This is a genomic window from Vulcanisaeta sp. EB80 (genome assembly GCF_002078205.2).
The window spans coordinates 26,724-38,373 of record NZ_LCWN02000005.1 but is presented as its reverse complement, the minus strand read 5'-3'; the positions used below and the strand labels follow the sequence as shown (position 1 = coordinate 38,373).

Annotated in this window: 11 protein-coding genes and 1 pseudogene; 8 read left to right on the top strand and 4 right to left on the bottom strand. The window is 47.3% G+C overall.

All coding sequences use genetic code 11. From position 1 onward, the window contains the following. Positions 1 to 43: 43 nt before the first annotated feature. Positions 44 to 619 (bottom strand): hypothetical protein, encoded by a 576-nt coding sequence (locus B7L70_RS01935; protein WP_081226215.1) that lies wholly within the window; start codon positions 617 to 619, stop codon positions 44 to 46. Between the two features lie 129 nt (positions 620 to 748). On the opposite strand from B7L70_RS01935, the gene B7L70_RS01930 reads away from it, so the two are divergent. Together B7L70_RS01930 and B7L70_RS01925 are read left to right on the top strand one after the other, a co-directional pair. Next, positions 749 to 988: a hypothetical protein gene (locus tag B7L70_RS01930; RefSeq protein WP_081226214.1), complete on the top strand. Its 240-nt coding sequence runs from the start codon at positions 749 to 751 to the stop codon at positions 986 to 988. 54 nt (positions 989 to 1,042) lie between these two features. Then, positions 1,043 to 3,565 (top strand): M1 family aminopeptidase, encoded by a 2,523-nt coding sequence (locus B7L70_RS01925; protein WP_081226213.1) that lies wholly within the window; start codon positions 1,043 to 1,045, stop codon positions 3,563 to 3,565. Here B7L70_RS01925 and B7L70_RS01920 read toward each other — a convergent pair. Beyond that, the gene (locus B7L70_RS01920; RefSeq protein WP_081226212.1) at positions 3,562 to 4,158 is read right to left on the bottom strand and encodes a class I SAM-dependent methyltransferase; all 597 of its coding nucleotides are present in this window, start codon (positions 4,156 to 4,158) and stop codon (positions 3,562 to 3,564) included. The genes B7L70_RS01925 and B7L70_RS01920 overlap by 4 nt on opposite strands. Positions 4,159 to 4,249: 91 nt before the next feature. Between B7L70_RS01920 and B7L70_RS01915 the strand changes: the two genes are divergently transcribed. From B7L70_RS01915 to B7L70_RS01905, 3 genes and pseudogenes are all read left to right on the top strand, one after another. Continuing rightward, positions 4,250 to 5,107 (top strand): DMT family transporter, encoded by an 858-nt coding sequence (locus B7L70_RS01915; RefSeq protein ID WP_081226211.1) that lies wholly within the window; start codon positions 4,250 to 4,252, stop codon positions 5,105 to 5,107. Between the two features lie 39 nt (positions 5,108 to 5,146). After that, positions 5,147 to 5,515: pseudogene (gene rplX / locus B7L70_RS01910) on the top strand (50S ribosomal protein L24); the annotation flags it as partial. A 166-nt stretch (positions 5,516 to 5,681) separates the two neighbouring features. Continuing rightward, the gene (locus B7L70_RS01905) at positions 5,682 to 6,434 is read left to right on the top strand and encodes a 30S ribosomal protein S4e (RefSeq protein WP_081226209.1); all 753 of its coding nucleotides are present in this window, start codon (positions 5,682 to 5,684) and stop codon (positions 6,432 to 6,434) included. Positions 6,435 to 6,443: 9 nt separating this feature from the next. Here B7L70_RS01905 and glyA read toward each other — a convergent pair whose 3' ends face one another. Further along, positions 6,444 to 7,739, bottom strand: coding sequence for a serine hydroxymethyltransferase (gene glyA, locus B7L70_RS01900; RefSeq protein ID WP_081226208.1), 1,296 nt, complete (start codon positions 7,737 to 7,739; stop codon positions 6,444 to 6,446). Positions 7,740 to 7,880: 141 nt separating this feature from the next. On the opposite strand from glyA, the gene B7L70_RS01895 reads away from it, so the two are divergent. Then, positions 7,881 to 9,683 (top strand): ATP-dependent DNA ligase, encoded by a 1,803-nt coding sequence (locus tag B7L70_RS01895; protein WP_081226234.1) that lies wholly within the window; start codon positions 7,881 to 7,883, stop codon positions 9,681 to 9,683. A 5-nt stretch (positions 9,684 to 9,688) separates the two neighbouring features. On the opposite strand, the gene B7L70_RS01890 is transcribed toward B7L70_RS01895, so the two are convergent. Continuing rightward, entirely contained in the window at positions 9,689 to 10,231 is a 543-nt protein-coding gene (locus B7L70_RS01890) for a hypothetical protein (RefSeq protein WP_238376043.1), read from the bottom strand. A gap of 37 nt (positions 10,232 to 10,268) precedes the next feature. On the opposite strand from B7L70_RS01890, the gene B7L70_RS01885 reads away from it, so the two are divergent. Together B7L70_RS01885 and B7L70_RS01880 are read left to right on the top strand one after the other, a co-directional pair. Then, complete coding sequence (locus tag B7L70_RS01885) at positions 10,269 to 11,228, top strand: carbohydrate kinase family protein (RefSeq protein WP_202908661.1); 960 nt, start codon at positions 10,269 to 10,271, stop codon at positions 11,226 to 11,228. A gap of 70 nt (positions 11,229 to 11,298) precedes the next feature. Continuing rightward, the gene (locus B7L70_RS01880) at positions 11,299 to 11,637 is read left to right on the top strand and encodes a hypothetical protein (protein ID WP_081226207.1); all 339 of its coding nucleotides are present in this window, start codon (positions 11,299 to 11,301) and stop codon (positions 11,635 to 11,637) included. The last annotated feature ends 13 nt before the right edge of the window (positions 11,638 to 11,650 follow it).

Genomic DNA, 11,650 nt, shown 5'->3' with positions numbered 1-11,650 from the left:
TTACAATGATCTAATTAAAGTGTGGAATTACACCGGATAAATGTCAAATAGGCTTCCTACTACTGAATACGTACTCAGCATGCCTCTCGAGGTAATTAACCATGAGCCTTGCATTGTTTATTTTCTCATCAATCTCCCTAATCCTGGGCTTAACCTCCTCATTATACGTCCTCCAAGCCCTGGAGCTCAACGTCCTGGTTAACAACGCAGTCCTATACATGGCAATAACCTCTGTTGGTCTTAATTCCCAGGGTAGCCTTAACTCCTCAAGCTTCCTAACCTGCGCATACTTGGTTCTACCGATCTCCACGGCATGTATGTGATGGGCTAGTAGGTGTATTATTGTGTTCATGTCCACCCTGTAATTGATTAGTATTGTTGCTTCCTCAGGTAAGTACCTACCCGCAATGCCCTGACACCGTTTATCCTCACCCACGAATTCGCCGCACTCGTTAACCAAGTTTATTGTGGCTACGACCTTGGGTTTCTCTATGTTCATTCCTTCAGCGATTCCCTCAAGGATACCTTCAACACTGCTCTCAATGTCCTCGAGGGGTTTTAGTATTGAGTTCTCGATCTCTGTAAGTACTTGGTTCACGAAATCCCTACCGGCAGACATTGTGTAGCAAGCAATGGTTAGAGTTTATGAACCTTACGTAAATGTTGATTGCGGTATGCCATGGGAATATAAAATGCAAAAAAATGCATAGAAAACAATCACTTTAAGCTGCGCCATTAATGGGTTGTTGTGAGGGTTGGGGAGTTGACGGTGGATTTACGGGGCGTGGGTTGCCCATACGGTAGTACATTGGCTATACAGCACTTTAGGGATGCGCCGGTTAGTTCCGTAATAACGTTCCTGCTTGATGATGAGGAGTGCTTCTTAACCCTGAAGAGACTGTTCCCATTGCTTGGACAGAGGGTTGTTAAGACTAGCTCACAGGGTAAAACGTACATGCTTTCCGTACTGAAGGTGAGGCTTTTCTAGGCGTAAAATGGGCCTGGAGGTAATGCATTTTAGGCTGTGGTTTAGCCCGTTGATGTGTCCTTTGATAAGCCTGGTTACCTAATCGGGCGTGGTTTCGTATATACTGATTATAGGCCCCAGTTTCCTCGGTATTACGGTTACACGGTTAGGCATGTAAGGATTAGGGTGAGGATCGACGCTAGTAATAAGTCGATTAATGGACATGTAGAGTACTCAATTAATGTAACCACGGAGAGGGGCTACATAGAATTTGATGCGGCAGAGATGGGGGTTAAATCGGTGAGGGTTGATGGAACCGAGGCTAGGTATGAGTATGATGGTAAATCCCTGAGGGTCTATGTTGGTTCTGGCGATCACGTGGTCTCGGTGGAGTACGAGGCCAAGCCCAGGAAGGGCCTCTACTTCGTGATGCCTGATGAGTATTATAGGGATAGGGTTCCCATGGTCTGGACCCAGGGTGAGAGTGAGGATAATCATTACTGGATGCCCTTACCTGACTATCCCAATGCCAAGTTCACCAGCGAGATGGAGATCATTGTTCCGAAGACCTGGATTGCAGTGTCCAATGGCGTTTTAGTGGAGAGTAAGGACCTCGGCAATGAGACCTTGTGGCATTGGAAACTCGATAAACCGCACTCAGCCTACCTAATAGCCTTCGCCGCCGGCGAGTTTGAGGTTATTAGGGATAATTGTGATGGCGTGCCAATAGAGAATTACGTGCCGAGGGGCATGGTTGATAGGGCTAGGTTCACGTTCCATAGGCTCTGCGATATGATCAAATTCTACAGCGAGTACACAGGCGTTAAATACCCATGGCCGAATTACAAGCATGCTGCAGTCAGCGAATTCATATATGGCGGTATGGAGAACACGACAATAACGATAATAACAGACACAACACTGCACGATGAACACGCCCACTGCCCTGGCGGTAAATTCCCCTGTCCAGGTATGGAGGATTTCACTTCAGATGGATTAATAGCTCACGAACTGGCTCATCAGTGGTTTGGTGATTATGTGACGACTAAGGATTGGGCCAATATCTGGCTTAATGAGGCGTTCGCGACCTACTTCGAGGCCATGTATACCGAGCATGCCAAGGGCCGTGATGAGTTCATTTACGAGCTTTACCAAAACCTTAGGTCGTACCTAAATGAGTATGGTAATAGGTACGCGAGGCCTATCGTGACTAGGCTGTATAGGGATCCCGAGGAGACGTTTGATAGGCATACGTACGAGAAGGGAAGCTTGGTCCTCCACACCCTACGTAACCTGCTCGGCGATGAGGCATTCAGAAGGGGCATAAACCTATACCTAACGAGGCATGCCTACGGCAATGCTGATACGGAGGACCTCAGGAAGGCGCTCGAGGAGGCTTCTGGGCAGCCGCTGGACTGGTTCTTCACACAATTCGTATACTCGGCAGGCCACCCCGTGATTAAGTATTCGTGGAGTTATGACCCGAGTATCAGGATGATTAGGTTGAGTATAAGCCAAACCCAGGGTGAGGATTCATACCCGATCTATAGGCTGCCGCTCGAGCTCGAGATCGGTTATTCCGGCGGTAGGACTGAGACGTTTAGGTTCGAGCTTAATGAGAGGGATGCTACGCTATACATACCAGCCAGCGAGAAACCGCAGTACGTATGCCTTGATCCACAGTTTAAGGTTGGTGTTAAGGCTGTGAATGCGGATAAGGGTGTCGAGGAGGCCCTGGCTGAGTTAGGAAGTGGTAACTTGCCGTGTAGGTTGGAGGCCATTGATGCCCTGGCCAGGGTCGGTAGCGCGAGGGCTGTTGAGGGGTTAAGCAGTGCGCTGCGTAATGATAAGTTCTGGGGCGTTAGGGCTGAGGCGGCAAGGGCATTGGGTAGGGTTGGTACCGACGAGGCCTTGAAGGTGCTAATTAACGCATTAATCGCTGAGCAGCACCCGAGGGTTAGGCAGGTAATTGTGGAAGCCCTAGGTAACTTTAGGGGTAAGGTTGAGGCGGCTAAGGCGTTGGTCGAGGTTCTTGAGAACACCAGGGAGAGCTACTACGCTAGGTATAGGGCTGCCCAATCCCTTGGCAAGGTCGGGATTGCCGAGTACGGTAAGTACCTGGTTAAGGCCCTTGATTACCCGAGCCATAATTACGTCATAACCCAGGGTGCATTGCAGGGTTTGGCTGAGCTTGGTTCTGAGGATGCCGTGAGTACATTGTTGAGTTATACCGAGCTTGGTAAACCAACCCCCGTTAGGGTTGCTGCTGTGCAATCCCTCAGCAAGTTCGTTAGTGATAGGAGGGTTTATGATAGGTTGAGGATGTTACTTAAGGATCCATACTTTAGGGTTAGGTTTGCGGCCATAGCGGCTGTGGAGGGTGCTCTTGATCCGAGGTTCCTCGATGTGCTCGATGAGTTGTCGGTGAGGGATTTGGATGGTAGGGTTAGGCGTTATGCAAGGGATGTGGCTAGGAGGATTAGGGATCAGTTGCAGAGGGGTGTTGAGTATGCGAGGCTAAGGGAGGAGATTGATAGGATTAGGGAGGAGCAGAGGAGGTTGATGGATAGGCTGGATAGGCTAGAGTTCAAGGGCTAATGCATTAACTTAGCTATAAAAACTACGTGGCTACCCGACTTGGCAACCCTCTCTACAACATCGTAATTCTTAAACAAAATCTCCTCAAACCTAGACCTTAACTTCTTAGGAACAACAATCTGCAGTAACCCACCGGGTTTCAGGTGCTCCCTGGCACCAATTATTAATCTCCTATTTAGCTCGAGGCCTGCCGTTATTGGTGGGTTTGATATTACCGTGTTGAATCTCTCGCCAACTACGGCGTTGTAGAGATCACCCCAACGAACCTCCGCATTACTTACGCCATTAATCCTGGTATTCATCATGGCGAGTTTAACGGCTAGCTTATTGATGTCAACCATGACAACCCTACCCTTTGGTGCTAGTTTCGCGGCCACTATACCTAGAACACCGTAGCCACAGCCCATGTCTAGGATATCCCAATCACTCATTATGACCATATTCTCAGCCAACAACCTAGTTCCCTCATCAACGTGCTCGCTCGAGAAGACACCAGGGGCTAGCACTAGGGTCAGTGGTATGCCCCTAATTATGGTCCTAATCTTCCTAACCCTCAGTTCCTTAAATGTGGGTTCCTTATCGTAATAATGCACAGTTTAGGGTCTAACCGCGTAATTAATACCTTACTTGGCTCTAAACTATTCGATGATTGCTTTTTAAGCTTACTAAATGTCGAGCAAATTGATGAGGAGAGGTGCATTCATTGGTTACTTATCGATTTACGTAGTATCCGCATCCCTCAATTACTTCTTCGTGAAGTTCGGACTTCGTTATGCAACGCCATTGAGTTACATGGCGATTAGGTATCTGTTGGCTGGCATTGCCTTGGCAATCACATCGTCAATCATGAACGGTGGTAAGTACTACTTCGTATTTAACAGGGATTTATTGTTACTGAGCCTATTCTCATCGCTAAGCACCGCATTGTGGGCTTATGGCTTAGTCCTGGTAGATCCAGGTTCCTCAGCCGTGTTTGGGTACACCATGCCCTTATTCGCCATACCCTTATCAATGGTGTTGATCCACGAGAAACCGAGAACGCTTAATGTTGTTGGTGCCCTTATCGGTTTTGTTGGCGTGTCAATTTACGGTATTTCATCAATAATGGAGGGTGTGTCCCTGGTGGGCGCCATACTTACCGTAGTGAATGCCGTGTTTTGGGCGTTGTATAGTATTTACTTTAGGAAGTTGGGTAATTACGATGGCCTAATTGTTGTGTCTAACATGTTCATACTAGGTGCAGTGTTGTTGGCGCTTATGGATTTGGCGATCAACGGCTTTGCAGGCATGTTGCATATCATGTGGACCATCGCATTTATTGAGAATTTGTTAGGTACGTCTGTTATTGGCGGTGCCGTGTTATTCCTGGTTTGGTATCTAATGGTCAATACGATTGGCGTCTCCAATGCCACGCCGTACATATTCACCGTGCCAGCCTTAACCATGGCCCTCAACTACCTAATACTCGGGATTAAACCAACACCGCCGGAGCTTGTGGGTTCCGCAGTCATGTTCTTGGGAATTTACCTAGCCTCGATATAGGCTAAACTTTTTAAGTGATTGGTGTCATGGGTTTCTTGCATGGTTACATTAACAAGGTCTAGGCAGCCTAGGAAGCAGAGGAAGGCGCTGTATAATGCGCCACTCCATGTTAGGCATAGGCTGTTGACGGCTAGGCTTAGTGAGGATTTGCAGAGGCAGTATGGTATTAAGAGGCTGCCTGTTAGAAAGGGCGACACGGTTCTCATACTGAGGGGTGATTTCAAGGGTGTTAGGGGTAAGGTTACTGAGGTTGATTTAAGGAGGATGAGGATATACGTTGAGGGAGCCACCTCAAAGAAACCGAGCGGTGAAACCGTTTACTACCCAATACACCCATCTAAGGTAATGATTGTTGAGCTGGACACGAGCGATAAGAGGAGGCTTGAGGCTATTGAGAGGGCTAGGAAACAACGCGAGGAGTACCTCAAGAGGCTTGAGGAGGCTAAGGAGGCCAGGGCTGTTCGTAAGCCTGAGGTTATTGTTGTTGGTCAGGGTGGTAGCGAGCAACGGAGTAGTGGGCAGGGAGTAGAAAATGAGAAAAGCCTTTAATAAGGGGTAACCACGGTGATGATCAATGCCGAGAAGACACCTTAGGCGTTATCAAGCACCTGAGTGGTGGCCAATATCTACGAAGGAGGCTACCTGGGCCGTTAGACCCAGCCCTGGGCCTCATCCCTTAGGTTCATCACTACCCTTGGCGATATTGGTTAGGGATGTGTTGAGGTACGCTAAGACGCTTAGGGAGGCTAGGTACGTGATTGGTAAGGGCTTGATTAAGGTTGATGGTGTTGTTAGGAGGAATTACAAGTTCCCGGTGGGTTTGATGGACGTTATCGAGATTGTGCCGACGGGCGAGGTTTACAGGATGGTGCCGCATCCAACGAAGTTCCTTTGGCCAATACCCATTGGTAAGGAGGAGGCTAGGTATAAGCTTTGTAGGATTGAGAATAAGACCATGGTTAAGGGAGGCCAGATACAACTTAATCTGCATGATGGTAGGAACATACAATTACCCTATGAGGAAGGCAGTAAGTACTCGACATTAGACTCGGTCTTGGTGGATCTTGAGGAAAATAGGGTTTTGGACTCAGTAAGGCTTGAGGTGGGTGCCCTGGGGCTTGTGGTTGATGGGAGAAACGTTGGTTATTATGGGAAGATAACAGAGATTATACAAACGCACATTAGGAGAATGGGCACTGCAGTTATAGTCACTGAGGATGGTAAGGAGGTAAGGACAATTATTGATTATTTATTTGTGATAGGTCGAGAAAAGCCCCTTGTGACAATCACACCCCCTAAAGAAACTACCCAGGTTCAGGGTCAGTGAATTATAATTTTACATTATCATCTTTATTGACTGCCCTATACCGAGATCCTCTGGGGTTAATCCATACCTAACCGTGGTGAATTCCCTCCTAAATTCCATAACCTCCCTCCTCACGTTAGCCGCATCCTCACCCTTAACTAAAACCCTGAACATGAATTCCGCAATAGCCTTCATCTCATCCTTACCCATGCCAAACCTAGTCATCTCCTGAACACCAAGCCTTAAACCACCAACCTCCTCCCTAAACGCCTTGTCCCAGGGCAGTGCACTCTTACTAACTATTATGTTAGCCTCCTCAAGCCTCACAGCAGCCTTAGCACCGCCACCCAACTTTGATACGTCGACAAGAACCTGGTGGGTCTTCGTGAATCCCTTCTTCTCGGCTACAACGCTGAAGCCGAGTGCGTGCAACTCCTCCGCTAGTGCCTTGGCATTGCTGACTACTTGCTTTGCATAGGCTTCGCCGAACTTCATCATCTCTATAGCGGTTATTGCCGTGGCAGCATACCTATGGTGATGGTAGTTGGATGTTAAGCCGGGAAAGACCGCTTTCTGTACCTGTTTGAATAATTCCTCATTATTCGTAAACACAACACCGCCCTGAGGTCCTGGGAAGGTCTTGTGCGTTGATGATGTCATTAAATCAGCACCTAAATCAAGTGGGTTTGGGAATGCCCTACCTGCTATGAGACCCAGTACGTGGGCTGAATCATGCATTAAATAACCACCAACCTCATGCACCGCATCAAGGAGCTCCTTAATGGGATGCGGAAATAGATATACCGAACCACCTAGTATTACTATTTTCGGTTTATTTTCCTTAATTAATTTAATACTTGCGTCAACATCCACATTAAACTCCTCATTATCCCACGGTAGGTTGACCACCTTCAACTTCAAGATACCAGGGGCTCCCGTGACCCTATGGCTTATGTGCGAGCCAGCACCTATGGGTATTGAAAATATCGTGTCACCTGGTTGTGTTAATGCAGCGTACACAGCCATGTTGGCTATGGTACCGGATATTGGCCTAACGTCTGCATACTTTGAATTGAACAAGGATTTCATTAATTCCGTAACTACGCCCTCAAGCTTGTCGATGAACTTAACGCCTTGATAATACCTACTACCCAACGTACCCTCCGCATACCTACCCTCCATATCGTTTATATAGAGGTACTCGGCTAGGGGGGACATCACGTTCTCGCTCGCGATTAGGTTTATTGTTTCGAGACGGCGCCACCTATTATGTGCTCTAACGATATCCAGTACATCATTCAGTATGGAGTCCGGGTTTATTGACATTAGAAGCCCCATAGTGGTTGCATTATTAAGTTTTAATGTAGCCTATAACTGTAATTATGGGTAGTACCCATGTATTATGTGCATAAAGGAATTTATTAACTAGGGGCTAATAGGTATTGAGTGAGTATGAGTAGTGCTGACATTAAGTTCATGGAGGTTGTTAAAGTACTGGAGAGTATTGAGGCAACAACCCAGAGGACCGTGATGTCCAGGTTATTATCCTCCCTATTGAAGAAGACGCCACCAAACGTTATTGATAAAGTCATCTACTTCATACTCGGCCAATTAAGGCCTGACTGGGAAGGTGTGGAGCTTGGGGTTGCTGAGAAATTAACGTTTAAGGCATTATCAAACGCCTCAGGCGCCCCTGTAAAGCAGGTTGAGGACTTATACAAGAGGCTTGGTGATGTTGGTGAGACGGCTAGGAGGATTATGAGTACGAAGACGCAACAGGGCGGTGGTAAATCAATACTTGAGTTCCTCGGCGGTGGGGGTGGTGAGGAATTAACGATGGGTAAGGTTTACGATACTCTCATGTCCATAGCCAAGGCAAGCGGTGAGGGTGCCCAGGACACGAAGGTTAAGTTGTTGACTTACCTATTCTCCCAGGCAAAGCCTGAGGAGGCTAAGTACATCGCCAGGTTTGTTGTTGGTAGGTTGAGGCTTGGGGTTGCCGACATGACAATACTCGATGCCTTATCCGATGCCTACAAGGTTTCTAGGGATGGACTGGAGAGGGCTTACCACATATACCCAGACCTTGGTTACATAGCCAAGCTAATCGCCCAGGGCGGTCAGGCGGCGTTGGATAAGATACACGTTACGCCCGGTGTACCGATACAACCAATGCTAGCTGAGCGGTTGAGTACGGCGGCCGAGATATTGGCTAAGTTGGGTGGCATCGCTATGGTTGAGTATAAATACGATGGTGAGAGAGCCCAGATACATAAGACAAGGGATGGTGAGGTTAAGATATTCAGTAGGAGGCTTGAGAACATAACCTACGCATACCCTGATGTGGCTGAGTATGTTAAGGAGGCAATAGATGCTAGGGAGTACATAGTAGAGGGTGAAATAATAGCAATTGATCCAGACACTGGGGAGTTTAGACCGTTCCAGGAATTGATGCATAGGAAGAGGAAGCATGATGTTAAGGAGGCCATGAGGGAGTATCCAGTCAACATATTCCTATTTGATTTAATGTACGTAGATGGCCAGGACCTAACGAACCTACCTCTCATCGATAGGAAGAGGAAGCTCCTCGAGATACTCAAGCCTAGTGATTATGTTCATCTAGCCACATGGAGAGTGATTAATAATGCCGAGGAGCTGGATAAGTTCTTCCATGAGGCCATAAGTGATGGTTGCGAGGGAGTCATGTGCAAGTCCATAAAGGCTGACTCGATATACGAGATGGGTGCCAGGGGTTGGTTGTGGATAAAGTATAAGCGTGATTATAGAAGCGAGTTAACAGATACCCTAGACCTGGTGGTTGTTGGTGCATTCTGGGGGCGTGGGAAGAGGGCTGGAACCTACGGCGCACTCCTAATAGCAGCCTACGATCCAAAGACTGACCAATTCTATACAGTCAGTAAGGTCGGTAGCGGCTTTACAGACGAGGACCTGGTTAAGTTAAGGCAGTTGCTTGATCAGTACAGGATACCGCATAGGCACCCCAGGGTTGTTTCGAAGATGGAGCCTGACGTGTGGTTTGTACCTGCCGTTGTACTTGAGATAATCGGTGCAGAGATAACACTCAGCCCACTGCACACCTGCTGCATGGGTTCCATAAGGCCTGATGTGGGCTTGGCCATAAGATTCCCGAGGTTCACAGGTCGTTATAGGACCGATAAATCGCCTGAACAGGCAACAACGGTTGATGAGATACTTGAAATGTATAAGGAGCAGAAGAAGGTTAAGATTGAGGAGTCAGCTAATCCATGATGGACTTATTCCGCCTCCTCCTTCAAAACACGTTCAAGCGTCCACCTAATAGCCCTAATTATCTCCCTAAGCCTCTCATCAGACCTATAATTCCTAATCACTATACCAACGACATTATCACCATCTAGCCTGATCTCGTAACTAAAGGCCTCCTCCCTCCTCAACTGCCCATCCTTGACCAACTTATCATCCTCCTGTTTAAATCCCTCGAGTATTTTATCCCTAAAGAACCTTCTAAATGCTGAATTATCCTTGTTAAACGGCTTCACAGGTTTTATACTGACGCCGCCCTCGTAAATCTCGACGGTACCCAACAACTCATTACCAACTCTAGACCTAATTTCTCTAGTCTCAACAAGCCTGCCCAAGTCCTGCGGCTTAGCCACCAACTCCGTGGCTGGCACTATTGATTGTGACTTAATTACACCATCAAGGACTTCCTTAATCTCATTGAGGAGGTTAAGCTCATCCTGGAGCTCCTTAATCCTACCCTCAAGCCTATCCCTCAACTCAAGTAATTTCTTTACGTCAATGCCAGGACTACCCACAGTCAAAAATTAATAAACCCGATTAATAAAGCTACGCGTGAATAATAGAGCCGTAGTACTATCAATAGGCAACTTAAACCTCGACATTTACATAAAGACGGACGGTATACCAAGGCCTGATGAGTCTATCGACGCCTATGAAACATACATGGGCGGTGGTGGCTCTGCCGCCAACTTCTCAGTGGCCATAGCAAGACTTGGGCTTGGTTCTAGGTTCCTTGGGTCTGTTGGTAATGATCAATTCGGCGAAATGCTCATTAGGGAGATGGAGTCCGAGGGTGTCGATACACGGTTCATTAAACGTGTAAGTCATGAGAGAACGGGTACCGTAATAGTGATTGTTGGTCTCGATGGGTCAAAGAGAATGATTAGGTATACTGGTGCCAACCTAGGGCTTACGCCTGATGACGTTACTAAGGATGTCATTGATGGGGTATCGCACGTGCATATAGCACTCGGTAGAACCGAGATTATTGAGGTTGCTAAGCGTATTGCTAAGTCGATGGGTTTAATGGTCTCTGTTGATGGTGGAACACCGCTTGCACGGAAGGGCCTTGATATTGTTAAGGATGTTGTTGATGGTGTTGATATATGGTTTATGAACAGTTTCGAGGCTAGGGAGCTAGGTCATTCAGAGAATTTCGTTAGGGCTGCTGAGAATATAGTGAGTAGGGTTAGGGTTAAGGAGTTGGTTGTTACGTTGGGAGCACGCGGCGCATTACTCTTTAGGGACGGCGAGGTTAAGTACTCTGATGCCTTTAGGGTATCTCCCGTGGATACCACGGGCGCCGGTGACGCATTCGCGGCGGCTTACGTCACAGCCACTATACTGGACCTAGACCCAATAGATAAGTTGGTCTTTGCAAACGCAGCCGCATCGCTCAAGGTAACCAGGAGAGGTGCTAGGTCATCGCCTAAGATTGGTGAGGTCATCGATTTCCTCGAATCCCTAGGCTATGCAAAACTTGCTAGGGAGGTTCTGGGTAGGTTGAAATAATTAACTAATGCAATGGAAAAAACTTATATATGATGGGTGTGCTAGGTTATTTAGGAGTTAGGGGATTCACGTGTCCAGGACTAATGTTCAGGTAAAGGTTAAGTACTGCGACGGTACCTGGTGCAACTTCCAATACCTCAGATGCGCAAAGAAGGCTCTAAAGATAGTTAGGCAGGGCAATAAGGTCGTTACTCAATGCACGTTGTTTGGCGGTGTGTGCATTGGTTACAAGTGTCAATACGCGGTTTGTGATGCGCACGTGATGGCATCTGACGGTAGGTGCTTGCTCGACTTAAGGAATATGGAGATTAAGGAGAGGGACATTGTTAAGGAGGCAAAGCAACTCGATAAACAGGCTTCCGTAATAAATAAACACCTTAAGAAGTTAGGACTTAAGGATTACATGTAAGGTTTCGAAAATC

Excerpts from the sequence above, each read along its gene's own strand:
- B7L70_RS01905 (WP_081226209.1), top strand. The coding sequence starts at position 5,682 with ATGCCGAGAAGACACCTTAGGCGTTATCAAGCACCTGAGTGGTGGCCA.
- B7L70_RS01915 (WP_081226211.1), top strand. The coding sequence starts at position 4,250 with ATGAGGAGAGGTGCATTCATTGGTTACTTATCGATTTACGTAGTATCC.
- B7L70_RS01935 (WP_081226215.1), bottom strand. The coding sequence starts at position 619 with ATGTCTGCCGGTAGGGATTTCGTGAACCAAGTACTTACAGAGATCGAG.
- glyA (WP_081226208.1), bottom strand. The coding sequence starts at position 7,739 with ATGTCAATAAACCCGGACTCCATACTGAATGATGTACTGGATATCGTT.